At 62.1% G+C, this 22,384-nt stretch carries 21 protein-coding genes; 8 read left to right on the top strand and 13 right to left on the bottom strand.

Annotated features, from left to right (window positions below; genetic code table 11):
- Positions 1–406: 406 nt before the first annotated feature.
- Complete coding sequence (locus G489_RS0105615; protein WP_029040715.1) at positions 407–1,129, bottom strand: SDR family NAD(P)-dependent oxidoreductase; 723 nt, start codon at positions 1,127–1,129, stop codon at positions 407–409.
- A 73-nt stretch (positions 1,130–1,202) separates the two neighbouring features.
- Between G489_RS0105615 and G489_RS0105610 the strand changes: the two genes are divergently transcribed.
- On the top strand, positions 1,203–1,796 hold the full coding sequence (locus tag G489_RS0105610; RefSeq protein ID WP_029040714.1) for a Crp/Fnr family transcriptional regulator: 594 nt from the start codon (positions 1,203–1,205) through the stop codon (positions 1,794–1,796).
- A gap of 76 nt (positions 1,797–1,872) precedes the next feature.
- Here the strand turns inward: G489_RS0105610 and rpoD are convergent, their stop codons facing one another.
- From rpoD to G489_RS0105580, 6 genes are all read right to left on the bottom strand, one after another.
- Complete coding sequence (rpoD, locus tag G489_RS0105605) at positions 1,873–3,882, bottom strand: RNA polymerase sigma factor RpoD (RefSeq protein WP_029040713.1); 2,010 nt, start codon at positions 3,880–3,882, stop codon at positions 1,873–1,875.
- Positions 3,883–4,028: 146 nt separating this feature from the next.
- Positions 4,029–5,981 carry a DNA primase gene (dnaG, locus tag G489_RS0105600; RefSeq protein ID WP_029040712.1) on the bottom strand — a complete coding sequence of 651 codons (1,953 nt, stop codon included), beginning with the start codon at positions 5,979–5,981 and terminating at the stop codon, positions 4,029–4,031.
- A gap of 73 nt (positions 5,982–6,054) precedes the next feature.
- Complete coding sequence (locus tag G489_RS19230; RefSeq protein WP_051332338.1) at positions 6,055–6,552, bottom strand: GFA family protein; 498 nt, start codon at positions 6,550–6,552, stop codon at positions 6,055–6,057.
- A gap of 74 nt (positions 6,553–6,626) precedes the next feature.
- Complete coding sequence (locus G489_RS0105590) at positions 6,627–7,163, bottom strand: hypothetical protein (protein ID WP_029040711.1); 537 nt, start codon at positions 7,161–7,163, stop codon at positions 6,627–6,629.
- A gap of 98 nt (positions 7,164–7,261) precedes the next feature.
- Positions 7,262–7,768, bottom strand: coding sequence for a GNAT family N-acetyltransferase (locus G489_RS0105585; RefSeq protein WP_051332337.1), 507 nt, complete (start codon positions 7,766–7,768; stop codon positions 7,262–7,264).
- The gene (locus tag G489_RS0105580) at positions 7,768–8,220 is read right to left on the bottom strand and encodes a GatB/YqeY domain-containing protein (protein WP_029040709.1); all 453 of its coding nucleotides are present in this window, start codon (positions 8,218–8,220) and stop codon (positions 7,768–7,770) included. The genes G489_RS0105585 and G489_RS0105580 overlap by 1 nt, the downstream gene beginning before the upstream one ends.
- Before the next feature lie 182 nt (positions 8,221–8,402).
- Here G489_RS0105580 and carA point away from each other — a divergent pair, with 182 nt between their 5' ends.
- The gene (gene carA / locus G489_RS0105575; protein WP_029040708.1) at positions 8,403–9,605 is read left to right on the top strand and encodes a glutamine-hydrolyzing carbamoyl-phosphate synthase small subunit; all 1,203 of its coding nucleotides are present in this window, start codon (positions 8,403–8,405) and stop codon (positions 9,603–9,605) included.
- A 454-nt stretch (positions 9,606–10,059) separates the two neighbouring features.
- On the opposite strand, the gene G489_RS0105570 is transcribed toward carA, so the two are convergent.
- Genes G489_RS0105570 through ypfJ form a run of 3 tightly spaced genes read right to left on the bottom strand, consistent with a single transcriptional unit; the run spans position 10,060 to position 13,709 of the window.
- Complete coding sequence (locus G489_RS0105570; RefSeq protein WP_029040707.1) at positions 10,060–11,232, bottom strand: BaiN/RdsA family NAD(P)/FAD-dependent oxidoreductase; 1,173 nt, start codon at positions 11,230–11,232, stop codon at positions 10,060–10,062.
- Positions 11,219–12,751, bottom strand: coding sequence for a glycosyltransferase (locus tag G489_RS0105565; RefSeq protein ID WP_029040706.1), 1,533 nt, complete (start codon positions 12,749–12,751; stop codon positions 11,219–11,221). Before G489_RS0105565 ends, G489_RS0105570 begins: the two co-directional genes overlap by 14 nt.
- A gap of 58 nt (positions 12,752–12,809) precedes the next feature.
- A complete protein-coding gene (gene ypfJ / locus G489_RS0105560; protein WP_029040705.1) occupies positions 12,810–13,709 on the bottom strand; it encodes a KPN_02809 family neutral zinc metallopeptidase in 900 nt (299 codons plus the stop codon).
- A 110-nt stretch (positions 13,710–13,819) separates the two neighbouring features.
- Between ypfJ and G489_RS0105555 the strand changes: the two genes are divergently transcribed.
- The 4 genes from G489_RS0105555 to cfa all read left to right on the top strand — a co-directional run bounded on the left by G489_RS0105555 (position 13,820) and on the right by cfa (position 18,393).
- Positions 13,820–14,278 (top strand): GNAT family N-acetyltransferase, encoded by a 459-nt coding sequence (locus tag G489_RS0105555; RefSeq protein ID WP_029040704.1) that lies wholly within the window; start codon positions 13,820–13,822, stop codon positions 14,276–14,278.
- Between the two features lie 187 nt (positions 14,279–14,465).
- Entirely contained in the window at positions 14,466–16,445 is a 1,980-nt protein-coding gene (locus G489_RS0105550; protein WP_029040703.1) for a bifunctional 2',3'-cyclic-nucleotide 2'-phosphodiesterase/3'-nucleotidase, read from the top strand.
- A 122-nt stretch (positions 16,446–16,567) separates the two neighbouring features.
- Positions 16,568–16,990, top strand: a complete 423-nt coding sequence (locus G489_RS0105545) for an organic hydroperoxide resistance protein (protein ID WP_029040702.1) — start codon at positions 16,568–16,570, stop codon at positions 16,988–16,990.
- 290 nt (positions 16,991–17,280) lie between these two features.
- The gene (gene cfa, locus G489_RS19225) at positions 17,281–18,393 is read left to right on the top strand and encodes a cyclopropane fatty acyl phospholipid synthase (protein ID WP_051332335.1); all 1,113 of its coding nucleotides are present in this window, start codon (positions 17,281–17,283) and stop codon (positions 18,391–18,393) included.
- 913 nt (positions 18,394–19,306) lie between these two features.
- On the opposite strand, the gene G489_RS21640 is transcribed toward cfa, so the two are convergent.
- Positions 19,307–19,672: a DUF1801 domain-containing protein gene (locus G489_RS21640; RefSeq protein WP_051332334.1), complete on the bottom strand. Its 366-nt coding sequence runs from the start codon at positions 19,670–19,672 to the stop codon at positions 19,307–19,309.
- A gap of 14 nt (positions 19,673–19,686) precedes the next feature.
- Entirely contained in the window at positions 19,687–20,055 is a 369-nt protein-coding gene (locus G489_RS0105525) for a nuclear transport factor 2 family protein (protein ID WP_029040700.1), read from the bottom strand.
- A gap of 53 nt (positions 20,056–20,108) precedes the next feature.
- Between G489_RS0105525 and G489_RS19215 the strand changes: the two genes are divergently transcribed.
- On the top strand, positions 20,109–20,510 hold the full coding sequence (locus tag G489_RS19215) for a response regulator transcription factor (protein ID WP_029040699.1): 402 nt from the start codon (positions 20,109–20,111) through the stop codon (positions 20,508–20,510).
- A gap of 65 nt (positions 20,511–20,575) precedes the next feature.
- Positions 20,576–21,442 carry an aromatic amino acid exporter YddG gene (gene yddG, locus G489_RS0105515; protein WP_029040698.1) on the top strand — a complete coding sequence of 289 codons (867 nt, stop codon included), beginning with the start codon at positions 20,576–20,578 and terminating at the stop codon, positions 21,440–21,442.
- Between the two features lie 53 nt (positions 21,443–21,495).
- On the opposite strand, the gene G489_RS0105510 is transcribed toward yddG, so the two are convergent.
- Positions 21,496–22,332 (bottom strand): aldo/keto reductase, encoded by an 837-nt coding sequence (locus G489_RS0105510; protein WP_029040697.1) that lies wholly within the window; start codon positions 22,330–22,332, stop codon positions 21,496–21,498.
- Between the last annotated feature and the right edge of the window lie 52 nt (positions 22,333–22,384).

Below are 22,384 nucleotides of genomic sequence, written 5' to 3'. Positions count from 1 at the left end.
ACGCGTAGGCAATGCCTCCTCGCCAATTATCCATTGTCGGATCCGCATGCGAGGCAACCTCGGTCGCTGTTAGGGCGATCCGATCTAGCCATTCCGGATAAGCCGCGCCGGTCCAGGCCAGCACTGCTGCGCCAATCCGGGGCAATAGCGCCAAGTCATCATCAGGGTCGCCCCCTCTCGGCACGGCTGTAATGAAGGGCAAAACCCGCAGCGCCATGCGCATGGCAATGACTTGCGCCCAGGCTGGCGGTTTGTCCGAGAGCCATTTGGCAAGCTCTTCGGGTGATGAAATCTGATTCGGTTCTCCCGATGCCGTCGCCATGGCGCCCCCCTGCTCTCGGCCTCGACGGGCCAAGCCTAGCGGGGAGGCGCGCGCTTGGATACGGGAACAACACCTACCCGCCGATCACCTGCTCATCATTCGCGTGGCGAGACCCGGCGCCAATTTGGCGATCACCGCCATCACTCTCATTGTGCCGAAGGCGACACTGTCCTTCTTGCCGTTCATGGCTTTGATGATCGCATCCGCCGCCGCCTCTGCGCTCATCTTGCCGCTGCCGCGCCCGGCGGTCATCGCTGTGTTTACCAGCGGCGGGTAGATATCGATGACCCGCAGTTTCTCGCGCGGAAACTGCGCCCGGAGACCGGCCGAGAACATCTTCAGCCCCGCCTTGGTGGCCGAATAGGTCGCCGCCACATCCTTGGGCGCCAGCGCCAGCCCCGACACCAGATTGACGATCAGCCCGCCCCTTGTGAGCCCCGGCAGCAGTGCCTTGGTCAGCACCATCGGCGCGATCAGATTGGTGACCGTCTCCTCGGCCATTACCCGGCCCCTCACCGCTACGTCATCAAGCCGGTGCTGGTCCTGTACCCCGGCATTGTTGATCAGCACATCGATCTCGCCGATCCCCGGCTGCGCCGCAAAGTCGAGCACCGCTTCGGTGTTCGACAGATCGAGCATCACGGTCTCGATGCGGCTGTCGTCAGCCCGCAATGCCGCCAGCCGCTCCGGGCTTCTCCCCAGCGCGACGACCTCGTGACCGTCAGCCGAGAGCTTGAGTGCCAGGTCCCGGCCAATGCCCGAACTTGCGCCGGTGATCAGAATACGCTTGGAGTTGAATGTGGTCATGGAGCCATCTCCTGTTGGTGATGGCGCCATTCTTGTCACCTGAGGCCATGCCGCATTAACCCGGGTTAAGCCGATGTCCTTTGCCAGCCTCACCCTGTTCCAGTCGCTCGCCCCCGCGCCTCTGACCGGCCTTGAGGCGCTTGAAAGCCGGATCATCATGCGTTCCCATGCGGCGGGCTCCATGATCTTCGCGGCCGGTGATCCGCTGACCTCGGTTCAGGTCGTGCGCACGGGCCTCGTCAAGCTTTGCTATGTGCTGGCGGATGGCGATGAATGGATCAAATCCTTCATCCCCGAGGGGCAACTGTTCACTTCGATCACCGCGCATATGGGCGAAGGTGGCGCGGGTTTCGACGCCGTCGCCCTCGAGCCCACCGAGATCGAGAGCCTGCCCTTCTCGGTCCTGAGGGAACTCGCCGCCAACGATCTCGCTTGGGCCGGGATGCTGACCGAGCTCCTGCTCGCCTATGCCGCCCGCAAGGAGGCGCGCGAGCGCGACTTCCTGACGCTCAAGCCCGAGGCCCGCTACCGCACCCTGCGTCGGACCAATCCCGGCCTCATCGCACGCATCACGCAAAAAGACCTCGCGGCCTATCTCGGCGTGACGCCGGTCGGGCTCAACCGCATCGTCAAGCGGGTCGAAAACGACTTCACGTCAACCGCTTAGCGGCGCTTCCGGATTCCATCCGCCAACAAAAAGGGCGGCCCTGAGGCCGCCCCTGAATTCCAAACCGACAGACTGATCAATTATCGAGGAAGCTGCGCAGCTTGCGGCTCCGGCTCGGATGCTTGAGCTTTCTGAGCGCCTTCGCTTCGATTTGGCGGATACGTTCGCGGGTCACCGAGAACTGCTGGCCGACTTCTTCCAGCGTGTGGTCGGTATTCATGCCGATGCCGAAGCGCATGCGCAGCACGCGCTCTTCACGCGGGGTGAGCGAGGCGAGCACGCGGGTCGTGGTCTCCCGCAGATTGCTCTGGATCGCCGCATCGATCGGCTGCACCGCATTCACGTCCGGGATGAAATCCCCAAGGTTTGAATCCTCCTCGTCCCCGATCGGGGTTTCGAGGCTGATCGGCTCCTTGGCAATCTTGAGGACCTTGCGCACCTTGTCGAGCGGCATCTGCAGCTTTTCGGCCAGCTCTTCCGGGGTCGGCTCGCGACCGATCTCATGCAGCATCTGGCGCGAAGTGCGAACGATCTTGTTGATCGTCTCGATCATATGCACCGGGATACGGATGGTGCGGGCCTGGTCGGCGATCGACCGGGTGATCGCCTGTCGGATCCACCAGGTGGCATAGGTCGAAAACTTGTAGCCGCGACGGTATTCGAATTTGTCGACCGCCTTCATCAACCCGATATTGCCTTCCTGGATCAGGTCGAGGAACTGCAGGCCGCGATTGGTGTATTTCTTGGCGATCGAGATCACCAGGCGCAGATTGGCCTCGACCATTTCCTTTTTGGCGATGGCCGCCTCGCGCTCGCCCTTTTGCACCTTGTGAACGATCCGCCGGTATTCGGCGATATCGAGCCCGGTTTCGGTTGCGAGCGTCTGGATCTCGTTGCGCAGCTCTTCGATGGTGTCGATCTCGCGGGTGGCGAAGTCGGTCCAGCCCTTGCCCGGAAGGGTCGCAACGGTCTGGGTCCAGTCCGGCGCCAGCTCCTGCCCATGATAGTTCGACAGGAAATCCTCGCGCTTGACGCCATAGCTTTCCGCCAGGCGAAGCAGACGGCCTTCGAGCCGTACCAGCCGCTTATTGATGTCGTAAAGCTGTTCGACCAGCGCTTCGATACGCGAATTGTTGAGCGAGAGCGATTTCACATCGGTGATCACCGCGCCGCGCAGCGTATCGAGCTTCTTCTGCTGAGCGTTCGAAATCTCGTCGGCGTTGAGACGCCTTTCGACCTGCTCGTCATGCAGCTTACGCATCTTGGTGTAGGTGCCGGCGATCCGGTCGAAGGTCTCGACAACCTGCGGCTTGAGTTCGGCTTCCATCGCCGAGAGCGAGAGATTGCTTTCGAACTCGTCGTCATCATCGTCTTCTTCGTCGTCTTCACCCTCATTCTCCTCGCCCTCTTCCTTGGGCTTGGACTCGGCTTCGGGCTTGGGCGTTTCCGCCGCAGGTGCCGGTGCGGGCGCCTCTGCCTTGGCGTCAGGGCCGGCATAGGTCGCTTCGAGATCGATGATGTCGCGCAGAAGGATTTCACCTTCTGCAAGCTGGTCGCGCCAGATGATGATCGCCTGGAAGGTCAAGGGGCTTTCGCACAGCCCCGCGATCATGGTCTCGCGGCCGGCCTCGATGCGCTTGGCGATGGCGATTTCGCCTTCGCGGGACAGCAATTCGACCGAGCCCATTTCGCGCAGATACATGCGCACCGGATCGTCTGTCCGGTCCGAGCCCGATTTGGCGTTCGAGTTGGTGGCGACAGCCGTGCCGGTGCGGGTTGCAACCGCCGTGCTTTCGCTCTCTTCCTCGTCGTCGCTGCCGCTATTCTGCTCGTCTTCGACCTCGTCCTCATCGACGACATTGATGCCCATGTCCGAAAGCATGGCCATCACGTCTTCGATCTGCTCATTGTTGACCTCTTCGGAGGGCAACACTTCATTGAGCTGCTCGTAGGTGACGTATCCGCGCTTCTTGGCGGATTTGATCATCTTCTTGACTGCGGAATCGGAGAGATCCAGCAGCGGGCTGTCCTGGGTTTCGGTCTGAGCTTCGGGCTTCTCGGTCTTTTCAGAGGCCTTAGTCGCCATTCAACGTCTGCTCCTGGTCGCCGGCGGTTATCCGCCGCTTATCGATTGCCGCCTGTTGCGGTGACTGGACAAGGGTTCGTTTCTCCGCTCCGCATTCAAGGGTGATTCGCGCCCGAATACGAAAAAGCCCCGCCGGCACCCACCCCCTAGAAGGAGCGCGCCGTACGGCCGGATAACGAACCAAATTTCTCAATCAGCGCTTCCGTGCCGTCGACACTTGAAATCTGGTTCTGGATGTCGCGCAGCCTCGCCAATGATTCCTCGCTCGGGTCTTCGCCCAGCGCCAATTCGGCTGCTCTGAGTTCTCTATTTAATTGAACCTTCTTATTATGCAAGGCCAAGGCGTGCTTTAAACCGGTCTCCGCATCGATTTCGTTAATGTCGGGACCCGCCTGCCAAATTCTTTCGCGAATGAGCACATTCTCCATCGCCCCGAGCGCTTCACTGAGCCCGCGCCGCTCGAGATGGTCGCGAATGGCTTTCGGATCAGGGGCTTCGAGGCTCCCCACCGCATCGATCACGGCGGCCAGAACCTTTTTGCCGGCGCTCGAAACCAGGTCGAGATGGGCCAGGCTTTCGAGCCGTGCTTCCGCCAGCCCCGGATGGTTCACAAGTGTGACAACGATTACCGCCTCGCGCGGAATCACCGCCTGCGGGGTCACATGGTCACGCAGATGCCGGGTCTTCATCAGCGATTCGCTGACATTGTAGCCTCGTCCGCCAGCCGGCCTACCACTAGGCCCTCGGCCCTGCCCGCGATAATCGCCGCGGCCGCGGCCGTCATAACGTCCGCCGCCGCCATGGTCGCGCCGCTGGGGCCGGAAAAACTCCCTGAGCTTCTCCTCGAACGCCTGCAGATAGTGCCGGCGCACCGACTGGTCGCCGATCTGCTGGGCAATGCCTTTCAACTTGGCTTCAAGCGCCGCCCGCGCCTCCGGCGTTTCAAACACAGTACTGCGCGTCTCGCGCGCCCACACCGCCTCGGCCAGCGGTTGCGCGGTCTCCAGCAGGCCCGCAAAGGCGTCGCGCCCGCCGGCCTTGATCAGATCGTCCGGGTCCTGCCCCGGTGGCAGCGTGATGAGCCGCACAGAATGCCCCGGCTGCAGCTTGGGCAAAACCATATCCGCAGCCCGGGCCGCCGCGCGCTGCCCGGCCTCATCCCCGTCAAAGGCGAGATAGGGCATTTCCGACATCCGCCAAAGGATCTCGACATGCTCCTCGGTCATCGCCGTACCGAGCGGCGCCACAGCCCCCTCGAACCCGGCCGAGACCAGCGCGATCACGTCCATATAGCCTTCGACGACGATCAGCGGCTTGCCGTCATGCGCCGCCTGCCGGGCGGTCTGGCCGTTGTAGAGCACACGCCGCTTCGAGAAGAGCTCGGTCTCAGGCGAATTGAGATATTTGGCCGGCATATCCTCGGCCATCGCCCGCCCGCCAAAGGCGATCACCCGCCCCCGCATATCGAGGATCGGGAACATCAGCCGGTTGCGGAACCGGTCATAGGGCACCGCCACGTCCTCGCGCTCGATAACCAGGCCAGAGGCCGCCATCTGCGCCGCGCTCACCCCGTTCGAGGCAAGATACTCCTTCAACCCGTTGCGGCTGTCGGGGGCAAAACCGAGCCGGAACCGGCGCTGCATCTTCGGCGCAACCCCGCGCTCCATCAAATAGCCGCGGGTGCGGGCACCGATATTGGCCGCCAGCGCTTCCTCGAAATAGCGCGTCGCCAGTTCCATCACGTCAAAGAGCGTGTTGCGGGCGCGCTGCTTTTTCTCTTCGCGTTCGTCCCGCGCCGGCATCGGCACACCGGCCTGCTGCGCCAGTTGCTCGACCGCTTCGGGAAAGCTCATCCCGGCCTTGTCGGTCAGAAACCGGAAATGATCGCCCGACACCCCGCAGCCAAAGCAGTGATAGCGCCCGCGCCGGTCATCCGCATGAAAACTCGGGGTTTTCTCGCCATGGAACGGGCAACAGGCCCAGAAATCCCCGCGCCCGGGCTGGGATTTGCGCTTGTCCCAAGCCACGAACTGGCCGACCACCGAGGAGATGGGAAGCCGCTCGCGTATCTCGTCGAGGAACTGATCGGAAAACCGCATTTTATGAATGTAGGCTGCGCCTGCCCCCGCCGCAATCAAAGGCTCGGCTTATTCCGCTAATCCACCGCTCGGGTCAAGCAGAACCGGGCAAGCCGATCAGCAGATGATGGTCGAGGATCTCCGGCTGGCGTGCCGAACCGTCGAGATTGAGGCCGTGCTCGGGAAAGCGCGGAAAGCCCGCCGGCACCATCGCGCCCGGCGGCGCGGCGCTGACAAAGAAATAATCGGTGTTCTCCGGGCTGCGCTCGAACCAGCCCGGATTGTCGAATGTGCCGGCATACACCCCGGTGCTCGTGGGAAACCGGTCGAAGGTCAGCCGCAGCTTGGTGCCGCAGGTCGGGCAGAAATGGACATGCACCGGCTTGCCACTGCCTTCAGACATCAGCGTGAAGACCGAGGGTTCACCCTTGGTGATCTCGAATTCGGAGACGTCGAAAAGCGGCTCGACCATATGGTCCGAACCGGTTGTCTTCTGGCAGAACCGGCAAAAACAGATCACCACGTGATTGGGATGCGCCGTCACCCGATACCGCACCGACCCGCAAAGACACCCGCCAGCCTGCTCCACCATTCGCCAGCCCTCCTCGCGGGGAGCCTAGCGCAATGGGCTTGTCGGGTCGAATTGGGGAACCAGGGACAGCCCCCTCAGCAATACCCATCGGCAATCACGAGGCTTTCGGTCACTTCGTTGGCGATGGCATCCATCACTGGCGCCTGGGCCGCCGGGTATTCGATATGGGTGTGGGCGGCGATGTCGCAGCCCGGCACGATCACCGTGCGGTCGCGGAACTTCCGCCCGTCAGGCAGCGTACCGGCAAACCCGAACTCGGTATCGCCTGTCTGCTCAGATTCAAGCGTCACCCCGTCTTCAATGAGAAATTCCCGGAGCTTGTCGCGAAAACCCGGGAAGTCGGTTTCGAACACCGTCCAGTAGCTGCCATAGACCGCGATGCGGACCGTGCCGTCCTGCCCGGTCCAGGCCTGCCCGTCGCCATTGGCGGGCGGCGCCTCCGCCGTGAACCCGACCGTGGGGACCTTGGCCGAAGCGCCAAATCGCTCGTTCGTAAAGTCCTGCCACACCTGCCTTGCGGCGGGTGGAATAATGTCCGCGGCCAGCGCAGGTCCGGCCAGCGCAGGTCCGGCCATGACGAAGACGCAGAAAATCAGGGCTATCGGTTTCATCGCACGGAACTCCGCTCCTCGCCGCGACCGGACTTTGGTCGGTCGGTATGGCGAGAACATGGTTCGACGCAGTCCTCGGGACGCGCAGCGGGCAAGTGTCAGCGTCCCCTAAGGCCGATTTCCTTGGCCATGGAAACGTCGGTCACCTTGTAGCCGATGCGTTCATAAAGCGCCTGCGCGCGCGGATTGTCGCCGAAGACATGCAGGCCCATGCGCGTCGCGCCATGCTTGCGGGCTTCTTCCTCGAGGGCCAACATCACGGACCCGCCATAACCGTGTCCGCGATAGGGCTCCTCGATCAGAATGTCGAAAACAAACGCGGTGGTGACGCCACGCGCGGTGTCGACCGCGATCCAGGCCATGCCAACCGGCGTGTCGTCCTCGTTCCTTGCCGTGAAAAGGAAGTTGTTCTCTGTTCCAAGGCCCTGCGGCAACTCCTTGTCGAAGGAGTCGACCGAAAGCGCCATGGCTTCCTGGTCGCTGATATTGAGCGACCGGGACTTGTCGTCCGCATAGGCCTTGATGGCAGGCCCTTTCCAGGCCTCGAATTCGGCCTCGGTCATCGGGCGCAGTGTTGCCCTGCCCTGCACCCTCTCACCGGCCATCAGCTCGCCAGCTTCGCCTTGACGACCTTGGACGCTTTGCCGAAATCGATCCGGCCGGGGAACTTCGCCTTGAGCGCGGAGACGACCTTGCCCATATCGCGAAGGCTCTCGGCCCCGGTCTCGGCAATCGCCTCGTCGATCGCGGCCTCCACCTCCTCATCGCTCAGCGGTTGAGGCAGGAATTCCTGGATGATGTCAATTTCTTCGTTTTCCTGCTGGGCCAGTTCGGCCCGGCCGTTTTCGGCATAGATCCGCGCGCTTTCTTCGCGCTGCTTGATCATCTTTTGCAGGATGGCGAGGATTTCCTCGTCGGTTACCGCTTCGCGTCCCTCCCCGCGAGCGTCGATATCCCGATCCTTGATCGCCGCATTGACCAGCCTCAGCGTTGCCATCCGGCGCGTCTCACGCGCTTTCACGGCCTGCTTCAGCGCCGCGTTGATCCTGTCACGCATAAAGCGTTCCTTGTGCAGTTGGAGCGAACCACACATATACCCAAGCGTACCGGCAAAGCCAATCGCGTTCTCCTTTATGTTTAACTCGTTGATATTCAACGATTTTTACTTTCACAGGAGTGATTGACCACAGCCGAGGCATCGCTTAGTTTCCGCGCGACCCCATTTCAGGAGCATTGCAAATGACTGGCTGGACCGAGCCCCAATTCACCGCGCGCCTGATCCTGAGAGACGGAACGGTCCTCGAGGGCTTCGGAATAGGCGCTGTCGGCCAGGCCGCCGGTGAGGTCTGCTTCAACACGGCGATGACCGGTTACCAGGAGATCCTGACCGACCCGTCCTATGCCGGCCAGATCATCACCTTCACCTTCCCGCATATCGGCAATGTCGGCGCCAATGACGAAGACATCGAGACCGTTGATATGGATGGCGCGCCCGGCGCCCGCGGCTGCGTGATCCGCGCCGATATCACCGATCCCTCGAACTACCGCGCCGTCAGCCATCTCGACGCCTGGCTCAAGGCGCGCGGCATTATCGGCATTTCGGGCATCGACACCCGCGCCCTGACCGCCCTCATCCGCGAGACCGGCATGCCCGACGCGGTGATCGCCTATTCGCCCGATGGCAAGTTCGACGACGCAGCCATCAAGGCCGAGCTCGACGCGTTTCCGGGCCTCGAGGGTCTCGATCTCGCCGACACCGTCACCACCGCCAAGACCCATGGTTGGGACCAGACAAGCTGGCAGTGGGGCACAGGCTTCGGTGCCAATGACGATGCGCCCATGCATATCGTCGCCATCGACTATGGTGCCAAGCGCAACATTCTGCGCCTCTTGGCCGATCAGGGTGCCAGGGTGACCGTGGTCAATGCCCATACCAGCGCCGAAGACATCCTGGCGCTCAACCCCGATGGCATCTTCCTGTCCAACGGTCCGGGCGATCCGGCCGCGACCGGTGAATATGCCGTGCCGATCATTCAAAAGCTGGTCGAGAGCGGCAAGCCGGTCTTCGGCATCTGCCTTGGCCACCAGCTGCTGGCCATCGCGCTCGGCGCCCGGACCGTCAAGATGCATCAGGGCCATCACGGCGCCAATCACCCGGTCAAGGATTTCACCACCGACAAGGTCGAGATCGTGTCGATGAATCACGGCTTTGCGGTCGACACCAACTCTTTGCCCGAGGGCGTTGAAGAGACTCACAAATCTCTGTTCGACGGCACCAATTGCGGGCTCAGGCTTGCGGACAAGCCGGTCTTCTCCGTCCAGCATCACCCCGAGGCTTCACCCGGCCCGCAGGACAGCCACTATCTGTTCCGCCGCTTCATCAATCTGGTGCGCGAGCAAAAGGGCATGGAGCCGGTCGCCGAGTTCGACAAGGCCGGCTGACGAGCCCACGCCACCGCTCGCTGATCCCGCCATCGTCATCCTGAGGCGGGAAGTCCTGCACAGCGCCCTCCCTCCCCCTTGCGGGGAGGGACGGCGAGCAAGGCTTGGCGAAAGCCAAGTCTGTCGCGAGACAGGGTGGGGGTAACCCTGGATTACTGCACGCCGGAAGAAGTTGGGGCTTTTTTATGACCCCCACCCGGACCGGTTTCACCGGCCCACCCTCCCCGCAAGGGGGAGGGTAAGAAGCGTCACACCACTTGTCCGGCGGCCCAACCAGAGCTCCAGGCCCACAGTGAGGCCGCGCGGCTCCGCCGCGCGAAAGCCGAAACGCAATCAAAAACTCAGTGGGCTTCAGGCCACTTGTCCGGCCGCCCAGCCGGAGCTCCAGGCCCACAGTGAGGCCGCGCGGCCCCGCCGCGCGAAAGCCGAAACGCCATCAAAAACTCAGTGGGCTTCAGGCCACTTGTCCGGCGGCCCAACCAGAGCTCCAGGCCCACTGAAAATTGTATCCGCCGAGCCAGCCGGTCACATCGACGACTTCGCCGATGAAATAGAGTCCGGGCACGGCCTTGGCCTGCAATGTCTTTGCATTAAGGCCATCGGTATCGACACCGCCTAGCGTCACTTCCGCTGTCCGGTAGCCTTCACTCCCGGTCGGCTTCACGCGCCATTCCCTCAGACTTGCACCGACCCTGATCAGGTCCTTGTCCCCGATCTCGCCGATCCGCCGGGCTTCGCCCTCCGCAAAATGCTGCGCCAGCCGCTTCGGCAACACCCCCGATAGCGCCGTGGCCAACTGTTGACGGGGATTGTCCTTGCGCGCCGATTTCAGCGCCTCGAGCGGGTCGCCGTCCGGCATCAGATCGATGATGATCTCTTCACCTTCACGCCAATGGTTCGAGATCTGCAGCACCGCCGGCCCGCTCAGCCCGCGATGGGTGAACAGCATTGCCTCTCGGAAGCGCACACCGCCGCCCGAGATGGACACATCGATTCCTACGCCGGAAAGGTCCGCCGTCAACTCCCGAAACCCCGGCTCGAAGGTCAGCGGCACGAGGCCCGGACGGGTTTCACGAAGCTTCAGGCCGAATTGCTGTGCGATCCGGTAGCCAAAACCACTCGCCCCCATTTTCGGGATCGATTTGCCCCCTGCGGCCACCACCAGGGCCTCAGCCATGAAGACTCCTTCGCTCGTCGAAACGACGAACCTGTCCTTGATACGCTCGACGCTTTCGACCTCGATCGCGGTCCGCATTTCCACGCCCGCTTCCCTCAGTTCGCCGGTCAGCATGTCGATGATCTGGCGCGATGACCCATCGCAGAACAGCTGACCTAGGGTCTTTTCGTGCCAGGCAATGCCATGGGCGTCGACCATGGCGATGAAATCGTGCTGGTCGAAACGCTTGAGCGCCGACAGGGCGAACTTCGGATTGCCCGAGATGAACCGGTTCGCCGCCACACCGAGATTGGTAAAGTTGCAGCGTCCACCGCCCGAAATTCGGATCTTCTCCCCGGGCTCGCGATTATGCTCGAGCACCAGCACACGCCGCCCCCGGCGCCCGGCTTCGATGGCGCACATCATGCCCGCCGCGCCGGCACCGATCACGATGACATCAGGATCCCGCATGGGTCACCACCACGTTCGGCATACCGGCCACGGTGCCCTGCCCCCGCAACAATTTCTGCACGAAACCCAGCCCGCCCACCGTTCCGGCGATCGGCTCTCCCGCAAAAACCGCTCCGCTCTTGCGTAGCGCCTCGCTGGAGACCAGCAAACATCGCGGCGAAACGCTGTCGACGGGCAAAACGTCGAGCGATTTATTGGTGCCCAGCACAATCCGGTAGTCCTCGACCGCTTCCGCTGTCAGGCCCTTCGCCATTCTGTTCCGGTAGTGAGACCTGAAGCCGGGCGCCATGCCGTATCTCGCATTGCCGGGATCGAGTTCGCCGGTTTGCCGGGTCTCGACCCGCGGAGCGACAATATCACGACCCGCAGAAGCAAGATCGCCAATCAGCGACGCAGGCAAATCGCTGCAATTGGCATCGACGAGCAGCACCCTGTCTGCCTCCGCCGAAGCCTTACCGAGCGCCGCATCAGCCAGCACGGCCGACCTCTCCAACCTGCCCATCACCCCGGCAATGCCAACGCGCTCAACCCGGAAATTCTCTGCGCACAGGGCGCGTTCGAGCCTGTGCTCATCGTCCCCGTTGGCCTGGGCGTCGTCCACAGCCAGGACCACGCCTTTGACGGGCACCGGGCTCTTGAGCGCCGCCAATTGCCGGGCAAATCCTTCGGCATCCGCAATTTGTCCCCCGACGGTCACGGCGATCGCCAGAGTGCCGTCCAAAGCCGTATCGGCAACGCCGGTCTGCCGGTCAAAGTCACGCGGCCCGTCGAGAAACTGCCCGGCGCGCTCGGCCAGTTCCGGATGACGTGTTTCGCGCCACCGCCATTTCAGGCGCGAGGGCGCCCGCAGCCAATGGCGATCCATGTAATCCGATGAAACGCTCATCCAACTGCCAAACCAGAGATGGGACACAATCGGCTCCCGGCCCGCGCCCACCACGTGGAAGGCTTCTTCCACCCGTCCCAGATAGTCTTCTGTGTCTTCAACCGGCTTGCCCGCGGCATCGAACGGCGACCAATAGCGCGGTGCCACAACATCGGGCCGGCTCTCCCTCGGCGCCGTCAGCGCCGCGCCGGACAGAAAGCCTGGCCCTGTGGACCAGACCACATCCGGCCCGACGCACCGCTCAAGCCGGGACATCGCATGATCCCAGAACGTGTGCCCCTGCACCGATCCCATAAAGGCCGTCGCCAGATTGTAAGGCAGGCCACCCGACCGGTGTCCGTGGGAGGCCGGTTCGCACCCCAGAAAGATCTCGCTCTGCGCAATCAGATCATCGAGGCGACCGAGCGGTTCGACATCGAGATCGGCATAAACACCTCCCTTTGCGCTGAGCACGCAATATCGGAACACATCCCCCCGATGCGTCCATGTCGGATAGGCATCATAGATGGCGAGATATTGCGGGTATTGCATCTCGACCATCGCCCGCATGGCCTCGGCGTCGTAAAGCGTGATCTCCCAATCCGCATGGGATTCGCGCCATGCCCGATAGATGCGCGCAAACTTCTCCGGCATGCGCGGCCCCGACCACACAAGATGCAGCCGTCTGGGAATGCCCGGGCTGTCAGGAACCTCAGGGATTGGCGACCTCGAACGTATCGCATTCGGCGACTTCGCGCGCCTCGAATCCGCGTCGGAACCAGCGCTGGCGCTGCTCGGACGTGCCGTGACTGAAGGTCCGCGGCACCGCATAACCCTGGGTCCGGATCTGGATCGCATCGTCCCCGATCTGCTCCGCCGCGTTCAACGCTTCGGCGATATCGCCCCGTTCGAGCAGGTTTTCGCGCCCTGCATAGGAGGCCCAGATGCCGGCATAGCAATCGGCCTGGAGTTCGACCCGCACCGAATAGGCATTGGCCTCTTCCGGCCGCATGCTCTGCCGCGCCTGGTTGAAGTCCCCAAGCGTCCCCACGAGATTCTGGATGTGGTGTCCCACCTCATGCGCAATCACATAGGCCTGGGCGAAATCACCCGGCGCGCCGAAACGCGCGCGAAGCTGCTCGTAAAACCCGAGGTCGAGATAGATGTTCTGGTCCGCCGGACAATAGAACGGCCCGGTGTTGGGATCGGCAATGCCGCAGCCTGATCGGTCGCGGCTGTCGATCAGCACCAGCGTCGGCGCCGAGTAATCGATCCCGTTCTGCGCGAAGACTTCGCTCCACAGGGTCTCGGTTTCCTTCAACACCACGCCGACGAAATCGACCAGCTCCTCCTCTCCCGCATCCGGAGCCGGGCGACCGGTGGTCGTGGCCTGTCCACCCCCGATATCGCGCAACAGGTCCGGCTGGCTGCGCAGGATTTCACTGGGGTCGATTCCCAGCGCAATAGCCCCGAAGATGACAATGACGATGACGACGATACCGCCGGCGCCACCCTGTGCCACGCGGCGGCGTTTGGTGCCCGGCGCCCATCCGGCGGAACCGCGACGCCGGTCCTCGATATTGGCGCTACGCGCCCGCCCTCGCCATTTCATCTGCGCCTCACACGCCGCCTCCGACCGATATCTGATTGACCGCAACCGGCAAAGAAAGTCAAACCAATCCAGCCCTTTCATGCGCGTCACGCACAGACCGGAGACTGCCCATGCCTGAGCTCACCTTCCGCGCAGCGCGGCGCGAAGACGTGCGCACGATAATCGAACTCACTTTGGGCGGGGCCGTGATGACCCTGGCCGACGATCCGGCGGACTGGGAAAGCGATGAGTACCAGACCGCCTTTGCCGCCATCGAGGCCGACCCGAACAATCAGATCGTTCTGGGCGAAATGGAGGGCGAAGTCGTAGCCACGATGCAGATCACCTTCATTCCCGGCATCATGCGCCGCGGCATGACCCGCGCCCTGCTGGAAAACATCCATGTCCGCGAGAGCCGGCGCGGCAAGGGTATCGGCAGCGCCATGATCCGCCACGCCATCGAACTGGCGCAACGGCGTGGCTGCCGCCTCGTCCAGCTCACCTCGAACAAGAAACGTACCGAGGCCCACCGCTTTTACGGGCGCCTCGGATTCGAGCCGTCACACGAGGGCTTCAAGCTTTATCTTTGACCGCTTGGACAAATTTTCATTGAGCAAGGGCACGCGGCGTCATACGCTCTTCACACGGTAGCGGGAAAAGCGCGTCACAGCGCGACCGAGACCACACCTTGTCCATCCGGGTTGGCCACACGGTCGAGCTTGTACCGGCGTTCCGCGCCGCGAACCCACTCGATCAATTGCCCCCGAGGATGAGGCCATGCTGTTTCACAAAAATCTTTCCCGCCGGACGTTTCTTGCCGGCACCGCGAGCGCCGGCGCGCTGATCGCACTGCATCCCTTTTCGGCCAACGCCGCCGCCGGTCAGGCGCATCTGCGCCTGATGGAAACCACCGATATCCACGTTGCCATCTATCCTTATGACTATTATGCCGACGCCCCCAACGACACCATGGGCCTGGCGCGCACCGCCGCGCTGATCGAGGGCATTCGCGCGGAAGCCACCAACTCGATGCTGCTCGACAATGGCGACCTCATCCAGGGCAACCCGATGGGCGACTATGTCGCTTATGAGCGGGGTGTGAAGGACGGCGAATTGCACCCCACCATCGCGGCCATGAACGCGTTGGGATACGATGTGGCAACGCTGGGCAACCACGAATTCAATTACGGCCTCGAATTCCTGACCGCCTCTCTGGCCGGCGCCGGTTTCCCCTTCGTTTGCGCCAATATCGCGGTCGGCGACACGCTGGCCAGCAACCCGCTAGACGACAAGACCCTGATCAAGCCCTACACCATTCTCGACAAGCAGATCACCGATGGTGCCGGCGAAACCTCGACCATCAAGATCGGTTTCATCGGTTTCGTGCCGCCCCAGATCATGACCTGGGACAGCCAGCACCTGACCGGCAATGTCATCACCCGTGACATCGTCGAAACCGCAAAGGCCTATATCCCGCAGATGAAGGAAGAAGGTTGTGACCTGATCGTCGCCCTCTCCCACTCCGGCATCGCCGGCGGCGGCCATACCGACGGCATGGAAAACGCCTCGCTCTATCTGGCAGGCGTTGACGGTATCGACGTCGTGTTCACCGGCCACCACCACTTGGTCTTCCCGGGCAATTACCCCGATATCGAAGGCGTCGACAACGAAGCCGGCACCCTGATGGGCAAGCCCGCTGTCATGGGCGGCTTCTGGGGCTCGCATATGGGCCTGATCGATCTCATGCTCGAGCGCAATGCCGATGGCAAATGGGCCGTCGCAAGCCACGTTTCCGAGGCCCGCCCGATCTCCAAGCGTGAAGACGGCCAGACCATCGCGCTCGTTGAATCGGTCGCCCCGGTCCTTGCGTCGGTCGAACAGACCCATGAAGAGACGCTCGCCTATGTCCGTCGGGCAGTCGGCGAAACCTCGGCCCCGCTGCATTCCTACTTCGCGTTGGTCGCCGACGATCCGTCCGTTCAGATCGTCTCCAAGGCCCAGACCTGGTACATCGAACAGATGATGCAGGGCACCGAGTGGGAAGGCCTGCCGATCCTGTCCGCAGCCGCGCCGTTCAAGGCCGGTGGCCGCGGTGGCCCGGACTACTATACCGACGTTCCTGTCGGCCCGGTCGCCATCAAGAACGTGGCCGACCTCTACCTCTATCCCAACACCATCCGCGCCGTGCTGATCGACGGTGGCCTGGTCAAGGAATGGCTCGAGCGTTCGGCCGGCATGTTCAACCAGGTCGAGGTCGGCGGCACCGATCAGCCTCTCATCAACCCGGACATGCCGTCCTATAATTTCGACGTCATCGACGGGGTGACCTACCAGATCGACGTGTCCCAGCCGGCCAAATATGACCGTGACGGCAATGTTGTGAATGCCGATGCCAGCCGCATCGTCGATCTCAAGTTCAACGGCGAACCGATTGATCCGAATCAGAAATTCGTCGTCGCGACCAACAACTACCGCGCCGGTGGGGGTGGCCATTTCCCGGGTGCCGATGGCTCGACCATCATCTTTGTCGGCCCCGACACCAACCGCGACATCATCGTGCGCTATATCGTCGAAAACGGCACCATCAACCCCAGCGCCGACAGCAACTGGTCGCTGGCTCCGCTTGATGGGACCACCGTTCTGTTCGAGACCGGCCCCAAGGGCGCCGACCACGTTTCCGACGTCACCGCCGTCGATATCGAACCGACCGGCGAAACCAACGAAGCCGGCTTCGGCATCTACCGCATCACGCTGTAGCCGGACCCGAGGTAACTATGTGAGGGGCGCCCCGGCGCCCCTTTTTCATTGGTTCAGTGAACCGGGCGGGCTATCACCGCGTTGACAGGGCATCCTTCCCCGCCAGCAAATGGAGTTCCGACATGGAAGCCAAATATACCGCTCACGCCACCGCAACCGGGGGCCGCATGGGTCATTCGCGCACGGACGATGGCAAGATCGATGTTGATCTTGTGCCACCCAAGGAAATGGGTGGACCGGGCGGCGACGGCACCAACCCCGAACAGCTTTTCGCCACCGGCTATGCCGGCTGCTATCTCGGCGCCGTGCGCAAGGTCGCAGGCGAACAGCACGTCAAGATTGCAGACGATGCGACCGTGACGGCTCATGTCAGCTTCGGCGATCATCCCAACGGCTTTGGCTTCCAGATCGCGGTCACGCTCGACGTCAACCTGCCCGGGGTCGACAAGGCCAAGGCCGAGGAATTCACCGAGCGGGCACACCATGTCTGCCCTTATTCCAATGCCACCCGCGGCAATATAGAAGTGACCACCAACATCGTTTGATCCGAAGCGCCAAAGCGTTTCCAGGTGAAACATGTCCCCGGCCTGAACGGGGATGGAATCGGCTTCACCGTTCGGAAACGCGACAACCCAAGAGGTCCGGCGAGCAAGGCAGTCCAACTTGACGCCGCCCCGGCCTTTGGGCTCCTAACCGGCCCTGCTGTATCAAAAAAATGCTTTCGACCATTGACAAGGCCGGGTTCGCCCGGCCTTGATTTTGCGTATTAGGCCCAGGAAATTCATGCCACTTGCCATTCCCGCCAACTGCATCCCTGCCAACGGATCCAAGGCTTATGACACAGGAAGCATTCATCACCGGCCTGCTGGCCGACGTCGGAATTACGGTGAACGGGTCCAACCCCTGGGACCCTCAGATGAAGAACCCCGATGTGTGGAGCAGACTGTATGCCCACGGGTCCGTCGGTCTCGGCGAGGCCTATATGGATGGCTGGTGGGAATGCGAGGATCTCGCTGAGTTCTTCAACCGGGTGATTGGCGCAGGCATTCAGGACCGGCTGCGTATCACGCCCAACCTGATCTGGCAGCACCTGCAGGCAAGGCTGCTGAACATGCAGAACCTTGGCCGCTCGAAGCGGGTGGCGCAGATGCACTACAACCAGACCGAAGCTTACCTTGCTTCTCTCGATGCGCGGGTCACCGGCTCCTGCGGCTACTGGCCCGAAGGAGTCGAAAATGTCGACCAGGCCCAGGAGGCCAAGCTCGACATGGTCTGCCGCAAGGTCGGATTGAAACCCGGTGACCGGGTCTGGGATATCGGCTGTGGCTGGGGCGCCTTCATGGGCTTTGCCGCCGAGAAGTATGGTGCGGATTGCGTCGGTGTCACCGTCTCGCCCGATCAGGCCGCCTATGGCCGCGAGCGCTACAAGGATCTGAGCGTCGAGTTTCAGGTCAAGGATTACCGGGAGTTCGACGAAAAGGTCGACCACATCGTCTCGATGGGGATGTTCGAGCATGTCGGCTACAAGAACTATCGCACCTATTTCGAAACCGCCCGCCGCGCCATCAAGGATGACGGGCTGTTCATGCTGCACACCATCGGCTCACCCGATTCAACGACAACGATCGATCCCTGGATCGAGAAATACATCTTCCCCGGCGGCGTGCTGCCATCCCTCACCCAGATCGGCAAGGCCATCGAAGATTTGTTCGTGGTCATCGATCTGCACAATATCGGCCCGCATTACGACAAGACGCTCGTCGCCTGGAACGAGAACTTCCAGGCCAATTGGCCCGCGCCCAAGACCGATGACGAACACCGCTTCAAGCGGATGTGGGAATACTACCTGTTGTGCTGCGCCGGCGGCTTCCGCTCCCGCATCATCCAGGTCTGGCAGTTCGTCCTCTCGACCCGCGGCGTGCCCGAAGGGTATGTGACGCAGCGCTAGGGGTTCTTGCTGTTGATATCCGCGCAAAAATATTGAGTTCACTTATCCAAAAACCTAAAATCGCAACTTAGGATTAGTTTCTTTGGAAAAAGCTCAATTAGCCCAAAAGCCATCATCATAAGCCTCCTTGTAGGCATTCTTGCCAGCGCTATTTATGCCGCAATCCAACCCGTAGCGGGCGGCCTGCTACTTGTTTTTGGCCTTCTTTTGCTTGGCACCCTAACTGTCCACCTATTGCGCCCATCCACCATACCGAAGCCAGTATCCAAGCTCATCCAACACATACTGATCTCTGAAAATCCAGCCGAAACCGCGGCAACAGGCGTCGGTGGTTCAGGCGGAAATGCTGAAGCCGTGGGAGGAGGAATTGCAATTGGCGGTCGCGGCGGTAGCTCGACCGGAAGTGGCATGGGTGGGAAAGGCGGGGATGCCCACACGAATGGCGGGGGCATGGCACTCGGAGGTGCCGGAGGCCGTAGTTACGCGGCGGGGGCAAGTGGGGGGCGTGGCGGAAACGCTGTCGTTTCCGGCGATGGCGTAAGGGTAGGTGGTGCTGGTGGAAGTGTTGGAAACGGGAAGGTTTGGCCAGCGCCGGCAAAAAGTGGGTTTCAGATAATGCAGGAAGCGCAAGGAGCGCCCGTAGACCCTTTCATGGCATCTTTTGGCCGTGGTGGAGCGGTGCCAGGTTATGAACCTCGCCTCGAACTCTTCACAAGAACCTTGATCGAAGACCTGAATCTGTCGGAACAGGAAGCTAACTTTGTAGTCTTCAATCCAAACCCAGAGATAGTGGAATCTGCGAATGGATGCTTGATGGCTAGAGGCATTGAGTGGCGCTCACGAATACTAGACAATCAAATAGAGTTCTTCGATCCTTCATCAACTGATTAGTTTTAGGTCGACTCATTCCCCCTCACTTCCCGTCCTTCCAGTCGCACCAGGTCACAACGATCTGGCGCAGTTCGTCGGCTCGGGCCTCGGCGTCTTCGACGTTCTCGATCTTGGCCGTGCGCGCGGTCGGCGTGTCGCCTTCAAGCAGCGGAAAATCGCCGGGGATCTCCGCACCCGTGTGGAACAGCAGGCTGGCGTGCTTCTTCGAGCGCGGATTGAAACTCATCAGATTGCCTTTGTAGGCAAAGGTTGGCGTCTTCCATTTGATGCATTCGGTCATGCGATCGTCAGCCCCGAGCACGATCTCGCGCACTTTCTCGACCACCGGCTTCATCGGGTTTTCATATTCGGCCATCCAGGCCTCGACCTCATCGGCTTTCATGCCCATTTCACTGCCCTTTCTCAGGTGAACCGCGTGACCAGCCGGGTGATCTGCCCGCCCGCCAGTTCGAACTCGTTGACCCCGCTGCCCCGGCCGCCCGGCAACGCCGGAGAATAGCAGGTCCAGGCGACGCTGACCCGGCCGCCACCGGTTTCGACCCGGTCAATGGCAATGCTCATCTCGGGCAGGGGCTGCTCCCAGCCCTGCGCCATGGTGCCGATAATTGCATCGCGGCCTTCATGGGTTTGCTCGCTCCCCGAAAACGGCTCGACATAGACCGCATCCTCCGCGAACAAGGCCGCCATCCGCTCCCTTGCCGGTTTGCCCGCTTGCATGGCGAGGAAGAAATTGCTGATCTCGGCAGGCAAAGTCTGGTCTGATGTGCTCATGAAGTCCTCGCAGAGATGAATTCAGGTTCGCGGTCGGCAAGCCCGGAGTGGAAATGACGAAACTCGATGACAAAACGGTCAACCGGCTGAAGCAGGCGCTCGACGCCCTCGAGACGCCGGACGGTTGCGTGCCGGTCGCAGCCCTCGGGCCCCTCGGCGAACTGGCGGACAGCGACCGTCAGCTGACCATCGACTACGCAGCCAGCGCCGCGCTCGGCGCACCGGTTATCCTGGCGGGCGCCGAAGATGGCGTCGCCACGCTGCTCGCCCCCCTGAGCCCACGCCGCCGCGCGGTGGCCGAGGCTGTGATCCGCGGCCTCTCCAACAAGCAGATCGCGCGCGAACTCGAAATCTCCCCGGCAACGGTCAAGGATCACGTCCATGCAGTGCTGACCACCCTTGGTTTTTCCTCGCGGGCGGGGTTGATCGCCGCCGCCCTGTCTCGGGAAAGCTAGGCCCGCGGCTGCCGCCGCACAATCCATCCAAGGATGGGATGTCCCGTCCCCAAACCGGAAGCTTGATGTCCCCTGCCACCCTGATCGGTTTCACTGCTGTGCTGATGTGGGCACTTCTGGCTCTGTTCACCGCAGCCAGCGGTGCGGTGCCCCCCTTCCAGCTCAATGCCATGGCTTTCACCGTGGCCACCGCCATCGGTCTCATCTTCTGGCAGCGCCAGCCGGGCCGTTGGGCCATGTTGCGTCAACCCTGGCCGGTCTGGCTTCTCGGCATTGGCGGGTTGTTCGGCTACCACTTCTTCTATTTCACCGCCCTCAGAAACGCCCCGCCGGTCGAGGCAGGGTTGATCGCCTATCTCTGGCCACTGCTGATCGTGCTGTTCTCGGCACTGCTGCCGGGCGAGCACCTCAAGCCCCGCCATGTCATCGGCGCCGTGCTCGGGCTTTTCGGCGCAGCCCTGATCGTCACCGGCGGCCAGGGCATCTCGTTCAATGCGGAATATGGCTTCGGCTATCTGATGGCGCTGGTCTGCGCCTTCACCTGGTCGGGATACTCGGTCCTGTCCCGCGGCTTCAAATCCGTGCCGACCCCGATCGTCACCTTTTTCTGCATGGCGACGGCCTTCTTGTCCCTTGGCTGCCATCTGGCGCTTGAGGAAACCGTCATGCCCGCCGACACCATGCAGTGGCTGGCGGTGCTGGGCCTGGGGCTCGGACCGGTCGGGCTCGCCTTTTTCGTCTGGGATCACGGGGTCAAGCACGGCGACATCCAGCTTTTGGGCACCTCGGCCTATGCGGCGCCGCTCCTGTCGACCCTCATCCTGATGGCGACGGGTTTTGCGCCCTTCACCTGGACTGTGCTCGCCGCCGCACTTTTGATCACCATCGGCGCGGGCTTCGCTGCCGGCCGGCCCGCAAGGCGCAAAAAATAAGGCGGCACACCCGGCGCCGCCTTGCATTTCACTTCAGAACCGGCAACCGGGACTTAAGGCTTCCAGTCGAACTCGCTCGGATGCGGGCCGTTGCGCCCGTCGGCGCTGTCCATCTTGCGCAGCGTTTCGACATCCGCCTCGTCGAGTGTGAAGTCGAAGACATCGAAATTGGCGCGAATGCGCTCGGGCGTTGCCGATTTCGGGATCACCATCAGCCCTTCCTGCAACAGGAAGCGGATGATCGTCTGCGGCACCGATTTGCCGTGCTTCTCCGCGATCTTGGAGATTCCCGGATCCTCGATCAGCCGGCCACTGCCAAGCGGGCTCCAGCTTTCCGTGATGATATCGTGGGTCTGGTGATAGGCGCGCATGGCCTTCTGCTGGAATTTGGGATGCAGTTCGATCTGGTTCACCGCCGGCACCACCCCGGTCTCGCCGATAATGCGCTCAAGATGCTCTTTCTCGAAATTCGAGACACCGATCGAGCGCGCCTTGCCGTCCTTTTGCATCTGCACCATCGCCTTCCAGGTCTCGACATAATTGTCGAACATCGGCAGCGGCCAGTGCATGAGATAGAGATCGACATAGTCGGTCCCGAGCCGCTCGAGGCTGGCATCGAACGCCTTCATCGCCGCATCAAAGCCATGGTCTCCATTGCCGAGCTTGGTCGTGAGGTAAACGTCCTCGCGTGCCACGCCCGAGCGGCGGATGCCCTCGCCGACGCCGGGCTCATTGCGATACATCGCAGCGGTGTCGACCGCGCGGTACCCGGCATCGAGCGCGGTCTGCACGATGTCGGCAGCCTTCTCGCCTTCGACCTGCCACACTCCGAGCCCGAGCTGGGGGGCGGTCAAGCCGTCATTGAGAGTGAGAAGCGGTACACTGGTCATGAAATCCTCCTCGTCGCGAAGCGAACAAAGTCTTGAATGCGCCGAAGCGCGA

Source organism: Cucumibacter marinus DSM 18995, from assembly GCF_000429865.1.
GTDB classification, from domain to species: Bacteria; Pseudomonadota; Alphaproteobacteria; order Rhizobiales; family Devosiaceae; genus Cucumibacter; species Cucumibacter marinus.
This window is presented reverse-complemented; position numbering and strand designations above follow the sequence as displayed.